15 protein-coding genes are annotated in these 21,373 nt (G+C 41.0%); 4 read left to right on the top strand and 11 right to left on the bottom strand.

The window, feature by feature from the left end; translation table 11 throughout:
• The first annotated feature begins 389 nt into the window (after positions 1-389).
• The gene (locus BW139_RS04190) at positions 390-2,459 is read left to right on the top strand and encodes an EAL domain-containing protein (protein ID WP_254844945.1); all 2,070 of its coding nucleotides are present in this window, start codon (positions 390-392) and stop codon (positions 2,457-2,459) included.
• Here the strand turns inward: BW139_RS04190 and BW139_RS04185 are convergent.
• The 4 genes from BW139_RS04185 to BW139_RS04170 are packed head-to-tail and all read right to left on the bottom strand — an operon-like array spanning position 2,452 to position 8,251.
• Positions 2,452-3,450 carry an L-threonylcarbamoyladenylate synthase gene (locus BW139_RS04185; RefSeq protein WP_076918793.1) on the bottom strand — a complete coding sequence of 333 codons (999 nt, stop codon included), beginning with the start codon at positions 3,448-3,450 and terminating at the stop codon, positions 2,452-2,454. The two genes, BW139_RS04190 and BW139_RS04185, sit on opposite strands and share 8 nt — an antisense overlap.
• A gap of 8 nt (positions 3,451-3,458) precedes the next feature.
• Entirely contained in the window at positions 3,459-4,256 is a 798-nt protein-coding gene (locus BW139_RS04180; RefSeq protein ID WP_008114393.1) for a DUF6671 family protein, read from the bottom strand.
• A 3-nt stretch (positions 4,257-4,259) separates the two neighbouring features.
• Complete coding sequence (locus BW139_RS04175) at positions 4,260-6,686, bottom strand: YbcC family protein (RefSeq protein ID WP_076918792.1); 2,427 nt, start codon at positions 6,684-6,686, stop codon at positions 4,260-4,262.
• On the bottom strand, positions 6,683-8,251 hold the full coding sequence (locus BW139_RS04170) for an NADH-quinone oxidoreductase subunit L (protein WP_076918791.1): 1,569 nt from the start codon (positions 8,249-8,251) through the stop codon (positions 6,683-6,685). Before BW139_RS04170 ends, BW139_RS04175 begins: the two co-directional genes overlap by 4 nt.
• Before the next feature lie 96 nt (positions 8,252-8,347).
• Here BW139_RS04170 and BW139_RS04165 point away from each other — a divergent pair, with 96 nt between their 5' ends.
• The 3 genes from BW139_RS04165 (at position 8,348) to BW139_RS04155 (ending at position 11,806) form a co-directional block, all read left to right on the top strand.
• On the top strand, positions 8,348-9,226 hold the full coding sequence (locus tag BW139_RS04165; RefSeq protein ID WP_076918790.1) for a LysR family transcriptional regulator: 879 nt from the start codon (positions 8,348-8,350) through the stop codon (positions 9,224-9,226).
• Between the two features lie 103 nt (positions 9,227-9,329).
• The gene (locus BW139_RS04160; protein WP_076918789.1) at positions 9,330-11,285 is read left to right on the top strand and encodes a hypothetical protein; all 1,956 of its coding nucleotides are present in this window, start codon (positions 9,330-9,332) and stop codon (positions 11,283-11,285) included.
• Between the two features lie 62 nt (positions 11,286-11,347).
• Complete coding sequence (locus tag BW139_RS04155; RefSeq protein ID WP_076918830.1) at positions 11,348-11,806, top strand: thioredoxin family protein; 459 nt, start codon at positions 11,348-11,350, stop codon at positions 11,804-11,806.
• Between the two features lie 40 nt (positions 11,807-11,846).
• On the opposite strand, the gene BW139_RS04150 is transcribed toward BW139_RS04155, so the two are convergent.
• From BW139_RS04150 to ispG, 7 genes are all read right to left on the bottom strand, one after another.
• Positions 11,847-13,157, bottom strand: coding sequence for a DASH family cryptochrome (locus tag BW139_RS04150; RefSeq protein WP_076918788.1), 1,311 nt, complete (start codon positions 13,155-13,157; stop codon positions 11,847-11,849).
• Between the two features lie 131 nt (positions 13,158-13,288).
• Complete coding sequence (locus BW139_RS04145) at positions 13,289-15,016, bottom strand: DUF885 family protein (protein ID WP_076918787.1); 1,728 nt, start codon at positions 15,014-15,016, stop codon at positions 13,289-13,291.
• 352 nt (positions 15,017-15,368) lie between these two features.
• Entirely contained in the window at positions 15,369-16,838 is a 1,470-nt protein-coding gene (gene der / locus BW139_RS04140) for a ribosome biogenesis GTPase Der (protein ID WP_076918786.1), read from the bottom strand.
• Positions 16,839-16,931: 93 nt separating this feature from the next.
• Positions 16,932-18,110 (bottom strand): outer membrane protein assembly factor BamB, encoded by a 1,179-nt coding sequence (gene bamB, locus BW139_RS04135; RefSeq protein WP_008111354.1) that lies wholly within the window; start codon positions 18,108-18,110, stop codon positions 16,932-16,934.
• A gap of 10 nt (positions 18,111-18,120) precedes the next feature.
• The gene (locus BW139_RS04130) at positions 18,121-18,741 is read right to left on the bottom strand and encodes a tetratricopeptide repeat protein (protein ID WP_076918785.1); all 621 of its coding nucleotides are present in this window, start codon (positions 18,739-18,741) and stop codon (positions 18,121-18,123) included.
• Positions 18,742-18,785: 44 nt separating this feature from the next.
• The gene (gene hisS, locus BW139_RS04125; RefSeq protein ID WP_076918784.1) at positions 18,786-20,066 is read right to left on the bottom strand and encodes a histidine--tRNA ligase; all 1,281 of its coding nucleotides are present in this window, start codon (positions 20,064-20,066) and stop codon (positions 18,786-18,788) included.
• 187 nt (positions 20,067-20,253) lie between these two features.
• On the bottom strand, positions 20,254-21,372 hold the full coding sequence (ispG, locus tag BW139_RS04120) for a flavodoxin-dependent (E)-4-hydroxy-3-methylbut-2-enyl-diphosphate synthase (protein WP_008111348.1): 1,119 nt from the start codon (positions 21,370-21,372) through the stop codon (positions 20,254-20,256).
• Between the last annotated feature and the right edge of the window lies 1 nt (position 21,373).

Genomic DNA, 21,373 nt, shown 5'->3' with positions numbered 1-21,373 from the left:
AATAGAAATAAAACACTTATCAAAGTTTGGGTTGTTAATTTTATTTGTTTATTTTGTTAAATAAAGGGTGGTTTTGTATGTGTTTTTCTCAATTTTGCAATAAAATAGCTTGAAAAAAAACCAAGCTAGCCATAAAGTGCAATTAAGGGCCCAAATACATAACACACTACCGAACGGGTTGTGGCGGGGTTGTGAGAAATTAGATGGCACTAATAAAAAATAATTTATGGAAACTCTTTTGTTTTTTGCTGTTGGGCGGACTAGTCCTAGTTAGCATTCTGTTGGCTTACGAATGGCAAAATATCGAAAAAGAATACCGCACGAGCTCCCAAAATCGCGTGGAATTTTCTGCGCAAGCGCTTAAAAGTACTCTCAGAAATAAAGAACTTATGCTGGATTTAATTGGCAGAGACATTCTTTCAAACAATAACTTACCCGAGAAAACATCAACAATTAAACTCCTCGACAATATTTTACTAGAAAACCCTGTGTTATTAGGCTTTGGACTGTTTAATCCCCAAGGGGAAATTATTTACTACAGCTCAAATTTAAATGCCTTAACAATGATCAACTTGAAAAAAAATGAAAAAACCCGTCAAACTTTTGCACAAACCCTTGGTTCAGACAAAATGGTGTTAGGGCAAACCTATTTTAATCAGTCGTTACAAGAATGGGTGATTCCAATAAGGAAAGCATTACGCGACAAAAGTGGCACTGTGATTGCGGTAATGACTGCGGGAATGGCAGTGTCAAGAGGTACTAAATACCTTAATGTTTTGCAAAGTAATAGTGACGATTACATTATGTTAGCAAGAGAGATTGATGGTTTTATTCAATACACTTCCGTGAAAGATGCAGACATAGCCAGCTATACAAAAACTACAATCAAGCAGGCACTAGGGTTATCTGATAATGCTTTAGTAGAGCAAACGGGTAAGGCTAAAGAAATACTTAAATCTTCAGAAGAAGTGTTTAGCATTGATACTCAGGTAGGAGGTAAGCCTTATATTACATCTGCAAAATTTGATAATCGTTATCAATTATGGACTCTCTCTCATATGGCGATGCAGCCAATAAAAAGTGTATTTTATTGGAAAGTCTGTTGGTATTCTTTCATTTATTTACTAATTTGTGCGGTGTTATATTTTGGTTTTAGGTTTATTGCTCGCGCTGAGCAAAAACGGATTGATGAGCTGTTTTATCTTTCTCGTAATGATGATTTAACTAAGTTACCTAATCGAAAAGCACTGCGTGATAGTTTTGAAGCGAAAAAAGAGACATCGTTTAGCTTAGCAATTATTAACATTACCAATTTACGTTCGATGAATAATCGCTTCGGTATGGAGTATAGTGATAAGGCCATTAAAACCTATGCCGCAATGTTGCAAGCTACATTTGCAGCTCCATATTTGGTTTTTAGAAACAGTGGTAATGAATTTTGCATTATTACGCCACAGTTATTGGATGAGCAAAACAGGCACGTGTTTGAACAAAGCCTAGAGTCTAGCATTCAACATTACGAAGTTAATAATTCTGAACGTCCTTTAAATATTAGTGTTGGTGTGGCCAACTACCCAGAGCATGGTATAACTAAAAGTAAGCTGGTGCGCAGTGCACACTTAGCCAATCAATGGGCAAAAGACACAGGGCAGTGGCTGTGTCATTACCATGCAGATATAAAACAAGCTTATTTACGCCGTTTAAAAGTAGAAGAGCGGTTAAATGTAGCGCTAAGTGAGCAATCATTCTCTATGGCCTATCAATGCCAAGTAAATGAACAGGGTAAAATTCATGCTATGGAAGCACTTATTCGTTGGCATGATGGCGAGTTAGGCATGGTTTCACCTGCTGAGTTTATTGCTATTGCGGAGCAGAGTGATTTAATTTTTAAAATCGGTGACTTTGTTTTAGCGCGCTCTATTAGTGAGTTTGCAAAGATGCAACAACATAGCGATACGCCTCTTGAACTGGCAATCAACATTTCAGTGATGCAATTTCAAAGCAGTGCTTTTATTCCGACATTATTGCAAAGCATAGAGACTAATAATGTAGCTGCGCACAGTATCATTTTAGAAATTACAGAATCATTGTTTATGGATAATCTTGAACACGTGATTGAAACTATACTGAGCTTAAAATCGCGTGGAATACGTTTCTCGATGGATGATTTTGGTACGGGCTACTCGTCACTGAGTTTATTAAGACGCCTGCCCATAGATGAACTTAAAATAGATAAAAGCTTTGTAGATGATATTTTAATAGACCCTAAGTCTAACAGCATGGTGCAAAGTATTATTGCTATTGCCAACAGCCATAACATAAGCGTTATCGCTGAAGGCGTGGAAGAGCAGGCACAATTTGATATGTTAGTGGATATTGGCTGTAAACGTTTTCAGGGGTATTACTTTTATAAACCTGTGAACGCCACCTCTGTAATTGAATACTTGCAAGCTAACTAGTAGCCGCACGACTAAGGCGATCATTCACTGCAGCCCACTCACTGCCTATGGGCGGCTTTTCGATATAAATATTCAATGGTGTTGTCTCATCAATAAGATGCAGTGTTTTATACATATTTTTAGCGTATTCAATAGGGCAGCTACTTAGCTTAGTAATACGTTTTGATGGAATATCGCCCGCTAATAATTGCTGTTGCACTTGAGTCGAATAGATTAAATAGTGACTTTTATCCTGAGAGTTTTCACTTAAAATTTTAGCGAAATCTTCAGTATTAGCCAACATGGCTGGTGCATGAGGCTGATAATGCGCTTTTACATTACCCGGTACCACTTCGTTATGTGAATGTGGCGTGCTGACATGCAGTCCAGTTTTTTGCAAAATATCAGCCGCTGAAATTGGCCCTGGGCGTAATATGCGTAACTGCTCTGAGCTGGCATCGACAATAGTCGATTCAATGCCTACATTACATTCACCTCCTTGTAATACCGCACTAATTCGACCATTTAAATCGCGCATAACATGAGCTGCGTTGATTGGGCTCAATTGCTTGTATCGATTAGCAGAGGGAGCTGCGAGTCCGGTGTTTAATTGTTTGAGTACCGCTAAAAACTCAGGATGCGCAGGCACGCGAAGTCCAATGGTTGGCAAGCCACCGGTTACCGGGCTGTTTAAATTATCTTTAGCATTTAAAATTAGGGTGAGTGGGCCAGGCCAAAATGCATCAGCAAGCGTGATGGCTGCCTTATTTACATTTTTTGCCCAATTGTGTAGATGCGACTGATTGGGAATATGCACAATGAGCGGGTGATTTGTTGGGCGTCCTTTCGCGGTAAATATTTTCGCTACGGCACCACTGTTAGTCGCATCTGCAGCTAGACCATAAACAGTTTCTGTGGGTAAAGCGACGCATTCGCCGGCTTTTAATAATGCAACGGCTTGGTTAATACGCTCTTCAGTATTTAATAATTGAGTTGGTTGTAATGATGTCATAATAACTCTTAAGGATTACAAAACTGGCAATATGTTGCATCAGCAACGTGTTTTTCATTCGCTTCAATATGGTTATAGCCGCAGCAATCACACAAAGAGGTTGTTGATTTTACTTGTTGTGTGGGCATGTTACACAGCTCACAAGGCAAGCCTTTAGTGAGCTGTTTAGCAACAAAGTTAGCACTCTGGCATTGTGGGCATTTTGATGCCAACCGTCTTGCTAAGTCCTCGGCAGCGCGGCGAATAATAGCTTGGCGTTGCCCACTATACATGGCTCTTAAATCCGGCGTGATTATGCCGGCTTTGGGCGATTTTTCTGTAAATAAAGCAACCAAGCTTTCAAAGCTTAGCCCTTTATAAAGTGTTTGAGTGTCATCAAGTATCCAGTGTTGCTCTTTATAGCGCTGGCATGCAGTCGTGATTGATTCAACGTTAGTCTCGCTGTTAATGGCTAAGCTGCTGGGTGAAAATGGCCCGCCAGCGTGTCCATAAATAGCAGTATTAGTGCGCTTATCGTAAAAACAAATTACTTCTTCATCCCAGTTCATTAACCCAGGGTATGGCCCACCTCCAAAGCTGCCTTCACTACCAAGCCCACATTGCTCGCCAGTGAGTTCACATGCGCGTTGAGCTTTTATTAGTGCCGCTGTTTGGGCACTGCAATCACGCTGCACCTCATTAGTAAACATCCCAAGCGTATCGGTATCAAATAGACTGGTTGTTACCACATTATAGCCAAGTGGTTCTAATGCAGGAGCGATCAAAGGTGCCTTTTTATGTTTAGTGGCAATGACGGCTTTTAACATAAATTATACTCGCTCTGTAGAGAGAGCAATTGCAGTGAAGTGTCCATTTTCAAAGCGCTCTAGCGTATTGTCATCGCCCCAACGAATGAGTGTTAGCCAATGGTTATCAATTAGTTCCTTCACCATCGTATGCTTGTTATAAATTGCTGAGATTGCTGATTGTGGCGCAGCAATATATACATTGAGGCGAATAGGTTCGTGCATCCATTTATCGCCATTGTGTAGCGATTGCATGGCCAAGCCAATGCGCAGGTCGCCACCGTTACCTTCAAATAAGCCTATGTTACCGCCCACCGCATTATGAAGTATTTTATTACCACTGCCGTATTTGTGATTGTCGTTAACCGAGGCATTGTATTGGCTATTGATCCAATGGGTGACTATCATAGGCGCAGTCATAATAAGCTCTAATATCGCAAAGTCGCCATCGCTTTCCCACTCATAATCGTGTAAAAAACAGCGTCCCTGTAAGTTAATATTTCGCGTCCATACGCGCGGCGCGACAATAAAGGCGGCATTATTTGCAAGTCCCCATTCAGGGCGCACCTGCGACCAATCGCGGGCACGTTGATGATAAGCGTGATTAATTTCATCCGCTGATTTATCAACCAGTTCTGGTTCTATATTAACTAAGCGCTCTTGCTGAGCTGTTTGCGTTGCCACACTGAGCCATTTTTTTAGATTATCATCCAGTTGAGCATCATAGGTGGTGATCACATCTGTGGTTGTATTATGAATGGCTGCAATAAACTGGGTATTTTCTGGCAGTGTGAGTCCCCGAGTTTTAAGCGCTTGACGTACTTGGGAATCGTTAAGTAGGCTTGCGAGTACTCGCACATTAACTTCACCACTTTGCCCGCCACAGGCGCCGCAATCTAGGCCAGCACTGTGTAAGTTATTAGTTGTATGGCTAGCGTGACCCACTAACATTACCTGTGGTGCCAACTCTTTTATACCTAGAGTTGTAAGCACTTTTTGGGCTAAATCGGTTTTGTCTTTTAGGGTAAGTTGCTGCTGGTTTTGTGTTAATTGCCAGTCAGTCGGAGTGCACTTTTTAGCATCGCCTTTAGATAAAAAGGTATTTTTTATTAATTTAAATGCATACAGCCAGCCTGCTGACTCAACCATAGAAAACGATGAAGGGGCCGATTTTGACCAGCTTTGCCATGTGGCACTATTTTGGCGTGATGCTTCAAGTGTCGCGTCTTTGTGAGTTTGCGTGGCATGTATAGCCGGTTTAAGTAGCCCAGGGAGCTGTGGGCGAGTAATAGCACTGCCATTTTCTTGATATTCTAGTGGCAAGCCAAAAAAACCGGCAAAGCCAAACGTTTCAATATGTTGACTTTGAGACTCTAGCGCACGGCGAATCACTTCCGAGCGAACATCAATACAAAACACTGCTTGTAATTGAGCGTTTGTCACCGGGGCTTTAGTCGCGGTTTGCAGAGCCTCATTAAGCGGATATTGAAAGCTGAGTTCCATTGCTTTTGCCCACACCCATAATGGCTTTTGTGCTAATTTATGTGCATGTAAGCGCTCAACAACAAGCGCCTTTTCTTGTTGCCACTGGCTTTGCAGTTGTTTAAATGTAGCACTATCGTGATCGGTCAGGTATTGCCAAATTACTAAGTCCCATGCCATGCGCATGGCTAGAAGTTGCTTCATCTCATCTGTTGGGGTGTCGTAAAGCTGACCTTGAAAACGTAAATACGCAAGCCACGATGCCCAACCGTTAATATCTAAGAGCAATGAGTGCGCGTATAACTCTAACGAGTCATTATCTATGTTTAGCGTTTTAAGAGTCAGTGCAATTAGTTCATCAGCGGATGTGGGTAATTGCTTAAAATAGCCATTTAAATGCCGTTCATCCATAACAATGCTAATGCCTTTATCAGCTTGAATAACAGTAAGCCAATGGCGATATAATTCAGATGGGGCTTTAGTATCATTACGATGCAGCATAGGACCGAGTTGTTGATAATGCGCAGCACAAAACTGACTTAACTGATGAGTAATTTCATCATGCCAAGCCATTTTATGCTTATTACGTTGCTGGTCGAGTAAATCAGCAATGTTGTGCCAGTCCACTAATGGCACATCAATCTTAAGCGCTTGTAATAGTTGCTCTTTATTAAAGTCACTATTAAGTAGCGTTGCGGCATCGGCTAAGTGTTTGTCGGTAATTATGCCGGTGTTATATTTTTGCAGATAAAAATCTTTAGGCATTAGCATGTTGGCATTACATAAGGTATCCAGTCGTGCGCTTACATCTTCAATTGGCATATGGCGCATTTCCCAAAATGGGTTTACTGCAATCATCTGATCTAGCGGCCAGTTTGGTGCTATGTAACCGCATACTTTATTAAGTAGGTTGTTTTGACTGTCACTTAGCGAGAGTGCAGTGTTATTTGAAGGCGTTAGGCTGCTCATTTTGATTCCTCAATAGTGATCCCAGCGGCATGATTTTTTAAATCAGTGTGGCCATTATTAGGCAAATTTATCGGCCATATTTTTAGTGTTAGTCGTGTAAACCACTCATCTAAATACAAGCCTGCAAATAATAAAGTAGATAGTGATTTAACCTGAGGGCGCCAAGATTGATAGCGCAAACAGTAGCTTGCTATCATTAAGGTTAAAATAAGGGCTATTACCCAACTGTCGGCTAAGCTAAATGCAGGTTCACGCCACTGCTCAAGGGGAAGTGCAAACGCAAAGATATTTTTAGCTGCCACATAGCTAAAGACCACCAATAGTGCAATTAACAGTTTTTTACTACGTGTTTTTGCAGTAGCCGTACCATGCTGATTAGCAAGCAAAATGGTTAATGCTGATGCTAAAAGCAACCAAATACTTACCGCTCCCTGATAAGAGCTAATAACCCATGCTGCGCCAACGATTATTATTGAAATAAGCGCACCGGCTAACCAGTCAAAGCATGTGGGTGATTGTTTTGGAATATGGCGGCGGATCAGATCTTCATTTACGCCATTACCTGAGTTTAAAAATGCGAAAGCTTTATAAGTCGAATGGGTAACAAGGTGAAGTAAAGCCAGTTCAAATAATCCCAGCGCACACTCTACCAGCATCAACCCCATTTGCGCACTAGTAGACCAAGCAAGCCTAACTTTAACGCTTATTCGAGTGGTCATTATTAATGCGCTGATCACTGTAGTTAAGCCAGCAACAATTAAAATTAACCATTGTGCTGCGCTAGCTTGAATAAACAAAGGCGCAAATAAAATTAATAAAAAGCCTCCTAAATTAATGACTCCGGCATGTAATAAAGCGCTCACCGGTGTGGGTACTTCAACCACTTTAATTAGCCAGCCGTGTATTGGGAGTTGAGCGCATTTTATTAAAGCCGCAAAGGCAATTAAAAAAGCAGCGACTTGCTCTGCAAAAGACAATGGTTGTGTGGTGGAGTGATAAAAGGCGGTTATATCAGTTATGTACAGACTATTGTGAATGAACCACAAAATACCAAATGCAATCAGTAATAAGGATTCGGCAACACGTGCCACAATAAATTTTTTATGGGCGGCGAGCACCGCTCGAGGGCGCTCAGGGTAAAACATTAATAGTTTATGTAGTGCTAAACTTATCGCCACCCAGCCTAGCCAAAATAGCGCTAAGTGGTTGCTCATAACCACAACTAATACGGCAGTGATGGTAAGTAATAGCCATCGCCAAAAGTAGTTTACACGTGGCTCACCTTGCATATAGTGCTTACAAAAGCGAATCAATATCAGCGTGATAAATAATATAAGCCCCAGCATAATAATTCGGGTCATGGTCAGCGATAAGAAACTGAGTAAATCAAAAGCATAAATTTGATGAAGCGTAATAGCTGTTATAAATGCAATGCTATTAAACACCATTACTTTAAACAGCACATGACCATTTGAAGCGCGCGATTGTTGGCCAATTAACCAGGCTGCTATAAATGTGCTCAAAGGCATTATTAGCAGTAACAACGAAATAATATACTCACTCATTCAGTGCTCCTTATTTAGTGATCAAAGTATGGCAAACTAGATAACTAAATAAAAATAGATATAATGCATATAAACGTTCTATAAAAGAGAACAGTAATGAGCCGTTTAAATTATCATCACTTATATTATTTTTGGTCGGTTGCTCGTATTGGTAACTTAACCCAAGCCGCGAAAGAGCTGCATTTGTCTCAGTCAGCGCTCTCTACGCAAATAAAACAATTAGAGCACACCATTAATATTGAGTTATTTGAACGAAAAGGCCGCACACTCGCATTAACCGATATGGGAAAGCGGGTGCAAATGTACGCCAATGATATATTTACTAAAGGTGAGGAGTTATCTTCTTTTATTCATAAAGGAGTGATTTCGCAAACCCAGCATTTATCAATCGGAGTGCTTAATACACTCTCTCGAAACTTTATCGAAGAGTTTATAAATCCCTTAATGAGCAATGACGAAGTACGATTCTCTCTGACTGCAGGGCGTATGGATGGGCTGTTAAATGGCTTGGCAGAACATGAATTGGATTTAGTTTTAACCAATAAACCCATCGGGCTTGAGCACTACGATCAGCTTTGGCAAAGTCAGTTGGTATCTCGTCAGCCATTAGCTATAGTTGGCCCCGCTGATAAAAAAATACGTGGCCAATTTCCAGCAGGTTACACGGATGCACAATGGGTGTTACCCGCTAAAACCTCAGCTATCAGAGACTCATTTAATGCTTTGTGTGCTCGTTGGCAGTATCAGCCAAAAATAAAAGCGGAGGCTGATGATATGGCTATGCTGCGATTACTTGCTCGTGATAGTGGTGCACTATCGGTATTGCCATCAGTTGTAGTAAAAGATGAAATAGAACAAGGAATACTGGTTGAGTATCAGCGTTTACCCGATGCGTTTGAGCATTTTTATGCCATTACCGCGCAGCGAAAATTTGTTCCAGACATATTAAAGTCACTGCTTGCCAAAACCTGCTAATTACTTTTAAGGTATTTTTTTGTGTCTGTTGAATTATTAACCTTAAAGTTCTGTGCTAAATGGCCGATACAATAAGTCATTGTACTGAAGATTAAGGATAATCATGGTTAATAAACTACAAGGCAATTATGCTAACCTAAATGCGTTGCTTGCCCAATCGGTCAATAATTCAAACCAAACCACGGTGCCCACAGGCTTGCAATCGCGTGCTCACTTAGCGCTAAGTTCGGCAACAATCACTGATGAAATGCTCAGTCAGTTTAGTGACCAACAAGTCGATGAAATACTTAATCAGCAATTATCCTCGTTACTCACGATTTCCAGCACACCCAGTGGCTCAAATTATAAGCTCTCTAGTGAAGAGGTTGCACTACGTACGGTAATAAGCTCTCAGCAAGAGGGCTTATTAAAAAACGAACGTAGCGATCAGTTAATTGAGCGCTTAAATTCTTCGGTAAAAAATATCCAAGGTGCTTATGCCAACACTAGCGATATTTTATCAAACTTAGGGCAACTGGGATTTAATCAAAAAACATTTTTAGCATCTAGCCAACAGCGTGTTGAACGCTCACTTAACCCTTTCATGGAAAGCTTTAATCGCGAGCGATTTGAAGACGATGATAACTATGGATTTGAGCTTTCGGTAAAAACCAAAGAGGGTGATGTTATTAAAATCACCTTTCATTCTGCACAAGGTTACGATGAAGAAAGCGGCAAAACCACTGATGAATTTAGTGTAAGTTATGAAGTGGATGGCGACTTATCAGAGTCTGAACACCAAGCATTAACGCAAGTACTTTCTGGTGTTGGCGAAATGGCGGATGAATTTTTTAAGGCTAAACAAAGCGCTTACAGTCGTTACGTACCCGCAAACCAAGCTGATTTAGATTTAAGCTTTCTAAGCAATTTTGATAACAAAGAACTTTCGGGTTTTGATTTGTATTTTTCAACGTCAGAGGGAAATACTACCGATGCTGATGGAGCCCTCCTTGGAACAGATAATGAGCTTAATTTAAGTTATACCCTTGATGAGGATTCTGAGCAGCAAATACTGGAGTTTGAATCGGTAAACGGACAAAACAATATTGATTTTTCGCTTGATATGTCAACCATTGGCGTTCAAGACAAAAGCCAAATGCAACAATACATAAAAGCGCTCGATAAAAGCTTAGAAGATAGCCAGCTCAATAGCTCTGAGAAAAGTACACGCTCTGCGTTTGGCCACAAAAGTGATGAAGTGATGAAACAAGGGTTGGCTGTTTTTAAAAGTGCGTTTAGTAGTATGTCATCAGCTGCTGAGCGCTATAGTGAAATTGAGTCGGTTGCTACAAAGCAGTTTACTAATGGACGCGAGCTTGTCGCTAATTTAGTTGACAACATGATCACCAAATATCCGCGCTACCAAGGGCTAGGTAGCAGTAATAAAAATTCCTTAGGTGATGGTATTTCTAAGTTAGCTGATTTTGATGCAAAATTCTCTTTTGCAATGGATCAGGGGGATTACATAGCAACAAGCACCACAAAGCTGAGTCAAAATACAGAACACCAAAAATCAGCAGGGTTAACTGGGGTTACTCAAGATAAAACGGCGAGTACGCGTTTTAATTATGAAGAAGGTAACCGCTCTGACATCCCTCCTGATTATTATGATAAACAAGAAAATTACACTATTGGCACAGCTGTAAAAAATAACGAATTGGTTGCCCTTGATCAGGCTCATGAGGTGGATGTAGATAAAAAAGTGTATCAGTTTAATCCCGAAATATCTCAATACGAGCTAAAAAAAGAATTGAAAGAAACCACCACCAGTGAGAGTAATATTCGTCTTATTAACGATATTTGGCTCGAGAAAAATGAAGATAGTCATCGTATGGATGAAAGAAAACGACTCAGTGGTGTGGGGGCGTCGAACGAGTTTAGAACAACATCGAGTTATTCACATACGCAATTAGTGACGTTAATCGGTGATTTAGATAAATTAGAACAAAACAAAGAAGTCAAACGTGAGTACTTAGCCGTTTTATCACAAGTGGATGATTTTATGGATAAAAGCAAGTAACTTTTATTTACTTAAGCTCGATTGTGGGTATAGTAACTAAAACACTATTTAAGTATAAGATTATGTTTAAACAATTAATTTTTCTTTTAATGTTGAGTTTACCACTAGCAGTGAATGCAACGCTCAAACCACACTCGGACGCTGTTACTGCTAAGCGTTTATTAAGCGAGCACGATAAATTTGCTAAGCAATACCAAACATTTTCGCCCACACCGCAAGACGTTGCATTGATGCAAAAATTAGCAGGTAAAGAGGTGTTAGTGCTTTTAGGTACGTGGTGTCATGACAGTGCCCGTGAAGTACCCCGATTAATAAAGTTACTCGATGAATCGAAGGTCAAACTCTCGAAAATAACTTTTGTTACAGTCGGTTATGACAAACGTGATGAAGCAGGTATTGCCCTGGCGCATGACTTACAATATACCCCCACTTTTATTGTTAAGCATAACGGGGTTGAAGTTAACCGCGTAGTAGAAAAACCCAGCGACACTCTCGCCCAAGATTTAACCTTGGGCTTATAACGAGAGTCAGCTAGCCAATATCATGTTCGAGGTTTTATTTTTACACAGGCCAATCAGCGGCGTCTAAGTCATCTAATTGTGCATCGCAATGCTCATTTCCTTGCCACTTGGTAATGTACTCACCGTGCGGATCGTATTGCTGAGTTTGTTTTTGCAAATTAAAGTGACGTCCGCCGCGCGGATCGACACCAACTCCAGCAATATATTGCCAATTACCCCAATTCGACGCCACATCGTAATCGATTAACTGTTGCTCAAAGTAAGCCGCACCATAACGCCAGTCTAGTTGTAGTTCGTTGACTAAACAGCTAGCAACGATTTGTCTTGAGCGATTGCTAATAAAGCCCGTTTCGTTTAGCTCTTTCATAATGGCATTAACTAACGGGTAAGGTGTACTGCCTTGGCACCATTTAGCAAAACGATTCGGGCTAAACGTGGTGAGTGGCGAGCTTTGTTTCTTACCTTTAAAGGTAAATAACTGATGCTTAACATTAATCGCATGCCACTTGAAATACTCACGCCAGAGCAATTCAAACTTGATCCAGTAAGTTGACTCGTTTGCTCCATACTGCGCTTCATAAGCATCTACTGCACAAAAAACTTGCTTGGCACTAATACAGCCAAAAGCCAGCCAACTACTAAATTTTGTTGAGTTATCAAAGCCATCCAGCTCATTGCGAGTGATTTTATAGCTACTCGGTAAAGCCGATGAAAAGTACTGCTGGCAGTGCTCAAGCGCAGCCTGATGCCCACCAAGTAATTGTGTATTCCCTGTTGCTGGCTTTTCTATCGGTTGTTTTGCGCAAAGTATAATAGGTGGAGGCAATCTTGCCGCTGAAAATGTATGTGTGGCTAAACTAATTTCTGCCGCTTCAATTTTTTTTCTAAAAGGTGTAAAGCCTGTTGGTAAATTAGCTAGTTCAAAGGGCAGTTGCTGTTGTTGATATAAAGTATCTTGCATCACAGATTTAAATACCACAGTCGTGCATTTTGACTTAAGAGCACTAATTTGGCGCTGTTCATATACACCTATTTGCTGGCTATATACAACTTCGTCAATGCTAAGCTCATTAATACGCTGTGTTAATACCTCAACTGGATCGCCTTCAATAATATGTAAAGTTTGGCCAAGCTCTAAAGCAGACTCCTGTAGCTCATATAGGCTTTGCATTAAAAAGCGTTGTTTGTGGACACCATAGGGTTTTTGTTGGTAGTTATTGCTTTTAAACCAAGCAGGGTTAATCACAAAGACCAGGTCCAACTCACATTGTTGTTGTGATAAATCATTGAGTATGGGGTTGTCGTCAATGCGCAAGTCATTTTGCAGCCAATACAGAATACGTTTTTTCATACTTATGCTCTGGTTTTTAAAATCATTTATTTTACGAAGCAAAAGTGAGCAGGGATTAGTTTTAAGGTGTTTAATAAGGCTTTAAAAAGAGGCGATAACAATACCACCTCTCAATTTGTTTCCGTTGTATCTTAGATAGCTACTTTTTGCTGTGCTATCCAGTCGTTAATTACATCTTCAAGTACCGCCATAGGAAGTGAACCTTGACCAATAACGGTATCGTGAAAGCTGCGTATATCAAATTGTGCGCCTAGTTCTTTTTCGGCTTTTGCACGTAGTTCGCGTATTTTAATTTCGCCCATTTTGTATGAAAGCGCTTGGCCTGGCCAAGAAATATAGCGGTCTATTTGATCTTCTACTGCGCTTTGTGGCAAGGCGGTATGATCAGCCAAGTAATCAATCGCCTTTTGGCGGCTCCAGCCAAAGGCATGAATGCCGGTATCAACCACTAAGCGCACTGCGCGCCACATTTCGTAGCCTAAACGACCAAAGTCACTGTATGGACTTTGGTAAAAGCCCGCTTCTTTACCTAAACGCTCTGTATAAAGTGCCCAGCCCTCGCCAAATGCTGAGTGACTCAGTGTGCGTCTAAATTCAGGAACGTCTAACTCCATTGCAATGGCGTTTTGTAAATGATGCCCAGGAATAGCTTCGTGCAGGCTAAGTGCTTCTAAATTATATAAAGGCTGCAGTTTTGGAGTTGAGGCTAAAAAATAAGTACCAGGTGAACGGTTATCAGCAGGTGGCATATAAAACGCACCGCGACTCGCTGAGCCTTTTATAGTAAAGGTGTTACGCGGCAAATGGCCAAAGTAAGTAGGGAGTTTGCCATACATTTTTTGGGTTATAAAAGCGGTTTTTTCTAGCAAATCTTGGGCGTCTTTTGCGTAAAATTGCTCATCGGTTGCTAAAAATTCTAAAAAGTCACTGTAGCTGCCATCAAAACCAACGCTATCAATAATGGCTTGCATTTGTGCTTTAATGCGCGCCACTTCTTTTAGACCAAGTTCATGAATTTGTTTAGGGGTAGCATCAGTGGTGGTGTAATAATTAACCGTGTAATTGTAGTAATCAAGGCCCCCTTTAATACTTGCAATACCCGGCTGAGCTCTACAATGTGGCATGTATTCATTTTTAAAAAAGTCGTAAAAGTGCTGATAAGCAGGAACTACTTTTTCTTCAATTAATGTTTTAGCTTTATTTTGGTAAGTTTCTTTTTGCGCTGCAGTAAATGTATTAGGGATGCGAGTAAATGGCTCATATAAGGCGCTATTCTCAGGTTGTTTAACTATATGAGCGCTAATGCTTTGGCTGTAATTTTCAAAGGTTTTACAATAATGAGTAAACCCTGTTTTTATACCTTGTTTCATTAAATCAATATTTTGCTGATTAAAGCGCGGGTAATCACCAAGGCTGATTAAAAATGCGTTGTAATCATCAGCGGTTAAAAAGGCCATGTTAGCCGGCGCTTCTGCAAAGTAAGTATGCCAGCCACTTAAAAAATTAACCGGAAAATACTTATCTTGATAAAGGTAGCTTTGTTGCTCTGTTTCTCGCTCATATATAAATAAGCGGTAGTTCATTAGCTGCTCGTTGTTGAGTGTTTTTGGGTCAATGCTGGCTAAGCTTTTTAGTACGCTGTTGTTATAAGCTTGGCGCTTAGCAATGGCTTGCTCGCTCCAATTTGGTAATGTGCCGTTTGGTTTCCAACCGTCTGGATCGGTTCTAAAAAATATTTTTTCAGCTTTGGCGTTTTGCCAGTGATTATCAATAATGGTTTTTAAATCGCTGTTACTGTCGGCTAAGCTTGGCAGCGAGGTGGCTGCTAAGGCAATAGCTAAGATTGTTTTTTTTAGCATGTTGAATTTCACTTTTTAAAATTTTAATTATTATTTATGCGCGCTGATTTTATGATAATAACAAGTTCACTCAATTAATGCGTTGTTTTATAAAATTAATGCGTGTGTTTAATTGCTCTCCTTACTTATTTTATTTATATAAACAACGAAGAAATAATTTTTTAAGAATAATGATTTAAACAGCATATAGACAGCTTTACCAAGGGTATGTGAGGCAACCATACGCTTTGCACTTTGACGTCAAATAACCCTTTTACGAGTACTATTACTTTATTTTAGATAAAAAAAATAGCGTACTTTTATTGTACGCTATTTAATTTTGACCTAGCACCTAGCACCTAGCACCTAGCACCTAGCTTTTATTGCGGTTTTCTTTACTAAACGCGCGAATTTTACGTTTTTGCGACAGGGTTACTTTATTAGTGCGCCCTGCAAATGGGTTATCGCCTTCTCTAAATTCAATTTTGATTGGCGTACCCATAATTTTTAGTGCTTTACGATAGTAGTTCATGAGGTAGCGTTTGTAGCTATCAGGTAAGTCATGTACTTGGTTACCATGAATAACGATACGTGGCGGATTGTAGCCCCCAGCATGCGCATACTTAAGCTTAACACGACGTCCACGAACAAGTGGTGGCTGATGGTCGGCCTGTGCCATGTCCATAATACGACGCAACATAGCAGTACTAATCCGCTTAGTTGCCGACTCATACGCTTCGTCAACTGATTCAAATAAATGACCAACACCAGTACCATGCAGAGCAGAGATAAAGTGTAGGCGGGCAAAATCAATAAAGCCTAAACGACGATCAAGCTCAGTCTTAATACGGTCTTTAACGTAGTTATCTAGACCATCCCACTTATTCACGGCAATAACTAATGAGCGCCCTGAGTTAAGCGCAAAACCTAACAGGCTTAAGTCTTGATCAGAAATACCATCGCGGGCATCAACCACTAATAACACGACGTTACAATCTTCGATTGCTTGTAGCGTTTTAATGACTGAGAATTTCTCAACCACGTCACTTACTTTTTTACGTTTACGCACACCAGCGGTATCGATAAGAATATATTCTTTGTCGTTACGGGTCATCGGAATGTAAATTGAGTCGCGGGTTGTACCTGGCATATCGTATACAATAACACGGTCTTCACCTAGTATACGGTTAGTAAGGGTTGACTTACCTACATTTGGACGACCAATAATTGCCAGCTTTACCGGCTTGTCGGCAAACGCTTGGTGATCGGTGTCATCTTCTTCACCTTCTTGATATAAGTCGATAAGTTCTTCATCGTCATCGGCTACATCTTCATCAAGAGCGGCAAGTTCAGCAATAACAGGCTGAAGAGTTTGCTCAAGCAGTAAAGTAATACCACGGCCATGTGCGGCAGCGATATGATGAACTTCACCAAGTGAAAGTTGATAAAATTCAGCACAGTTTGAGTCGGCATCAATGCCGTCTGTTTTATTGGCAACAACAAAGCTTTTCTTTTCTTGCTTACGTAAGTGGTTAGCAATAGCTTGGTCAGCCACAGTCATACCCACGCGAGCATCAACTAAAAATAAAACAATATCCGCTTCTTCAATGGCTAGTAATGACTGATCAGCCATTTCGGTTTCGATACCTTCTTCTGAGCCATCAATACCGCCCGTATCTACCACGATAAATTCAAAGCCATCGTAATTTGCTTGGCCATATTTTCTATCACGCGTTAAGCCAGGAAAGTCGGCAACGAGTGCATCACGAGTACGTGTTAAACGGTTAAATAATGTGGATTTGCCCACATTGGGTCGCCCTACAAGAGCGATCACGGGAAGCATAAACTACCTCTTTAAAAAACAACAAAAGGCTTCGCAGTGCGAAGCCTTACAAAAAATAATTAACTATTAGTGCCTTACACTAATAGTAGACAGTTAGTTCGGTATTTTTACCGCGCTAACTTCACCATCGCGGGTGTATAAAATCAATTTATCGTCAGCGACAACGGGCTCAACAAAAAAACCTGAGCTGTCAAAGTCTTCACGAGATACTAGCTCGCCAGTGTCTTTATTTAACCAATGCAAATTGCCTTCTTGGTCACCTAACGCTAAATAATTACCGGCAATCGCTGGACCTGTTAAGTACCAGCCACGTAGAGCGGGTTGGCTCCAACGTTCAATGCCCGAATCTTTATCAAGTGCATAAACAACGCCGTTACTATCAACAACGTAAATTGTTTGCAAATCCATGCTAATTTCACGGTAGCTGCTGTATTCACGTTTCCATACAACATTACCTGAACGAATATCTACTGCTGATAAGTTACCATTGTATGCAATAGCATAAGCAAATGGACCGCTAATAATAGGCTGCGTGTCTACATCAACTAAACGTTCAAACTCTGATGCGCCTTTTGGCACTGCAATTTCTGCACTCCATGCCGAGTAGCCGCTCTCAGAAATTAAAACACTTAACTTACCTGTTTCTAAGCCTAGTAACACCCCACCGTTAGCCACAGTAGGTGAACTTTGACCGCGTAAAGTTAGCGGTGGCACTTCTTGCTCAAAGCTCCAGCGCTCTTCACCAGTATCTGGGTGAAGCGCAAGTAACTTACCTGAAGCTAAATTTACAAAAATTAAGCCATCACCTGCAGCGGGTTTAGAGAGTGATTCGCCAGGTACTTTTTTACGCCAAACTTCTTTACCAGTCTCACGGTCAAGCGCAATCACGTAACCATGTTCAGAGCCTAAATAGATTTTACCATAAGCTTGTAATATTCCGCCTGATAATTTTGCACTATCGTTATCGCTCCAAGGCCAAAACGATAAATCTTGGCGAACGTCGGTTTCCCATTGGGTATCGCCGTTGGCAAGTGATAAGGCTTCTACTTGGCCTTCACGGTTAGCAACGTACACTGTTTCTTTATAAACAGCGGGTGATAGGCGTGAAAAGTAATGTTCTACACCGCTACCAATTGATTCTTGCCATACCACATCAGTTTCAAATTGATTGGCTATTTCTGGAAGCACCAGTTCTTCTTCATCATCACTTGAAGAACACCCCATTAGGGTTGCCATACATAGGGCGAGCGTTGCTGTTGTTATTTTTCTCATGCCTAAAACCTTATGCCGCTGGGCTAGTTACTGCTAGGTCATCTAACTTAATTTGTAAAAGAGGATTACTCGTTAATCCACCGGCATCAACAGCAGCTTGGTAAGCTACGCGTGCTTGCTCTTTATTGCCTTGCTGAGTGTAAATGTCACCTTTTAATTCAGCCACATTTGCGTTAAACGCTTCAGGAAGAGGAGCATTTAATGTGCTCAATGCATCATCGTATTGCTGTTGAGCAATTTGCACACGCGCTAAACGTGTTGTTGCAATGGCTTTAAGCTGGGCGTTATCAACGTTAGTTACAATCCAGCTTAGTTTTTCATTTGCTACATCTAGTTTTTGTGTATCTACTGCTTCTTTTGCAGCAACAAATGCCGCTAAAGTTGCGTACTGAGTGTCTTTGTTTTCACTCATAAATGCATCAGCAGACGCTAATACGCTGTCACTTTCAACAAGCTTAGTGTATGCATCAGATGCTTGCTCTGCAGTGGTAATTTGATTTTGGTTGTATGCTTTCCAGCCATATAAACCACCTAAACCTACAATAACGCCTAAGGCTAGTGAAAGGCCGTTTTCACGAAAAAAACGTTTAATTGCTTCTGCTTGTTGTTCTTCTGTTGAATAAATTTCCATGCTTACCTCTGTTAAAGCGCTTAACTACTTACGCTTTATATAATTTAGCTATTAATTAGTTCTGCAAGTAACGTTTTAGCTTGTTCTAATTCTAGTGTGACTTGTTCTTTACGCTCACGTAAATATTTAATAGTCACAACGCCTTGCTCTAATTCATCTTCACCGATAATGACTGCAACAAGAGCATCGCTTTTATCAGCACGTTTAAGTTGTTTTTTAAAGTTACCACCACCTGCGTGCACCATAACCCGTAATCCAGGGACGTCACGACGTAAGGTAGAAGCAATAATAGGGGCTTGAATACTGGCTTTGTCGCCCATGGCTGCTAAATATACATCAGCACTACGGCGTATGTCACCTACACATTCAAGTGCTTGAAGTAGTAAAACCAAACGCTCTAAACCCATTGCGAACCCTACCGCAGGGGTTGATTTACCACCTAATTGCTCAACTAAGCCATCATAACGACCACCGGCACATACTGTACCCTGTGCACCTAAGCTATCGGTTACCCATTCAAATACAGTACGGTTGTAATAATCTAAGCCACGAACTAGCTTTTCATTAACCGTGTATTTGACGCCTGCGGCATCTAATCGTTCACATAAATTTTCAAAATGTTCTTTTGATTCAGTATCTAAATGTTCAGATAATTTTGGCGCATCCACTAATATTGCCTGTATATCTGGGTTTTTAGTATCCAAAACGCGCAGCGGGTTAGAGTACATACGACGCTTAGAGTCTTCATCTAGTACATCGGTATGTTGTTCTAAAAAGGCGATTAAGGCATCACGGTACTGCGCGCGAGCTTCGTTTGAACCTAATGAATTAAGCTCTAAACGCACATGGTCAGTAATGCCAAATGCTTCCCAAAGTTGCGCCGTGAGTAAAATAACTTCGGCGTCAATATCGGCACTGGCAATACCAAAAGTCTCTAAACCAAATTGGTGAAATTGACGGTAGCGACCTTTTTGTGGTCGTTCATGGCGAAACATTGGACCCATGTACCAAAGGCGTTGTTCTTGATTGTATAACAGGCCATTTTCGTTACCTGCACGTACACACACTGCAGTGCCTTCTGGGCGCAGAGTTAAATTATCGCCGTTACGATCGGCAAAGGTGTACATTTCTTTTTCAACTATATCGGTCACTTCACCAATAGAGCGTTTAAATAGGTCGGTTGATTCTACAATTGGAAAACGAATTTCTTGATAACCAAACGATGATACGGTCTCGCGTAAAATGTGCTCTACTTTCTGCCAAACTTGCGTATCGCCTGGCAGGCAATCGTTCATACCGCGAACTGCCTGAATTTGTTTTGCCACTGATAAATCCTAAATCTGTTTATGTGCAGCTCTGGGCTGCAACCACGTAAAACTAAAAAATCGACCCTGCATTATAACCTTAACTATAAGGTAATTGCGAGTGTAGCGGGGTGTACGTAATTTATACTACGCTGTGAGTGCCGCGACTAAAAAAGGTCAATTAAATACATAATGCTGCAACAACACATCACTCTACGATTTTTATATCAATAGGTGTTTGTTGTTGCTTCTGTTCAATGAAGTCGCGTACATAGCCTTCGAGTTGATCAACAATATTGTTGTTATCAATGCGTGCTTTTTGTCGCTCACCATTAATGTATAAACCTGAGCGACGGTTTGCGCCGGCAAGGCCTATATCACTAACCAATGCTTCGCCTGGCCCGTTAACCACACAGCCAATGACTGACACTGAAACTGGCTCAATAATATCTTCTAAGCGCTCTTCAAGCTGGTTCATGGTGCTCACCACATCAAACTCTTGGCGTGAACAACTAGGACAGGCAATAAAATTAATGCCGCGAGAACGAATACGCAATGATTTTAATATATCAAAGCCTACTTTTATTTCTTGTACTGGGTCAGCAGCTAGTGATACTCGCAGTGTGTCACCAATACCTTCAGCCAATAGCATGCCTAAACCAACAGCCGATTTAACTGAACCAGAGCGCATGCCGCCTGCTTCGGTAATACCTAAATGCAGTGGCTGGTCGATTTCTTTTGCAAGTAGACGATACGCGCCAACCGCTAAAAATACGTCTGACGCTTTCACCGAGATTTTAAATTGGTCAAAGTCTAAGCGACGTAATATATCTACATGGCGCATAGCCGATTCAAGTAAGGCTTCAGGTGTTGGCTCGCCGTATTTTTCTTGTAGGTCGCGCTCAAGTGAGCCACCATTTACGCCAATACGAATTGGAATGTTGTGCTCACGGGCTGAGTCGACAACCGCTCTAATACGCTCTTCACTGCCAATGTTTCCTGGGTTAATACGTAAACAATCAACGCCATACTTTGCTACTTTTAATGCAATGCGGTAGTCAAAGTGAATATCAGCAACCAGCGGTATCGATACCTGCTCTTTAATACTTTTAAATGCTTCAGCGGCATCCATAGTTGGAACAGATACACGGACTATGTCAGCACCGGCATCTTGAATCGCTTGAATTTGAGCTACAGTGGCATCAATGTCCATTGTGTCTGTGTTAGTCATTGACTGCACGGCAATTGGTGCACCATCACCAATTGGAACATTACCCACGTTAATACGGGTGGATTTTCTGCGTTTTATAGGAGATTCTGAAAACATA

The sequence above is a fragment of the Pseudoalteromonas sp. SK18 genome (assembly GCF_001974855.1).
Classification (GTDB): Bacteria; Pseudomonadota; Gammaproteobacteria; order Enterobacterales; family Alteromonadaceae; genus Pseudoalteromonas.
This window is presented reverse-complemented; position numbering and strand designations above follow the sequence as displayed.

Coding starts and splice junctions, on each gene's coding strand:
- BW139_RS04190 (WP_254844945.1), top strand. CDS start 390: ATGCTGGATTTAATTGGCAGAGACATTCTTTCAAACAATAACTTACCC.
- BW139_RS04185 (WP_076918793.1), bottom strand. CDS start 3,450: ATGACATCATTACAACCAACTCAATTATTAAATACTGAAGAGCGTATT.
- BW139_RS04180 (WP_008114393.1), bottom strand. CDS start 4,256: ATGTTAAAAGCCGTCATTGCCACTAAACATAAAAAGGCACCTTTGATC.
- BW139_RS04175 (WP_076918792.1), bottom strand. CDS start 6,686: ATGAGCAGCCTAACGCCTTCAAATAACACTGCACTCTCGCTAAGTGAC.
- BW139_RS04170 (WP_076918791.1), bottom strand. CDS start 8,251: ATGAGTGAGTATATTATTTCGTTGTTACTGCTAATAATGCCTTTGAGC.
- BW139_RS04165 (WP_076918790.1), top strand. CDS start 8,348: ATGAGCCGTTTAAATTATCATCACTTATATTATTTTTGGTCGGTTGCT.
- BW139_RS04160 (WP_076918789.1), top strand. CDS start 9,330: ATGGTTAATAAACTACAAGGCAATTATGCTAACCTAAATGCGTTGCTT.
- BW139_RS04155 (WP_076918830.1), top strand. CDS start 11,348: ATGTTTAAACAATTAATTTTTCTTTTAATGTTGAGTTTACCACTAGCA.
- BW139_RS04150 (WP_076918788.1), bottom strand. CDS start 13,157: ATGAAAAAACGTATTCTGTATTGGCTGCAAAATGACTTGCGCATTGAC.
- BW139_RS04145 (WP_076918787.1), bottom strand. CDS start 15,016: ATGCTAAAAAAAACAATCTTAGCTATTGCCTTAGCAGCCACCTCGCTG.
- der (WP_076918786.1), bottom strand. CDS start 16,838: ATGCTTCCCGTGATCGCTCTTGTAGGGCGACCCAATGTGGGCAAATCC.
- bamB (WP_008111354.1), bottom strand. CDS start 18,110: ATGAGAAAAATAACAACAGCAACGCTCGCCCTATGTATGGCAACCCTA.
- BW139_RS04130 (WP_076918785.1), bottom strand. CDS start 18,741: ATGGAAATTTATTCAACAGAAGAACAACAAGCAGAAGCAATTAAACGT.
- ispG (WP_008111348.1), bottom strand. CDS start 21,372: ATGTTTTCAGAATCTCCTATAAAACGCAGAAAATCCACCCGTATTAAC.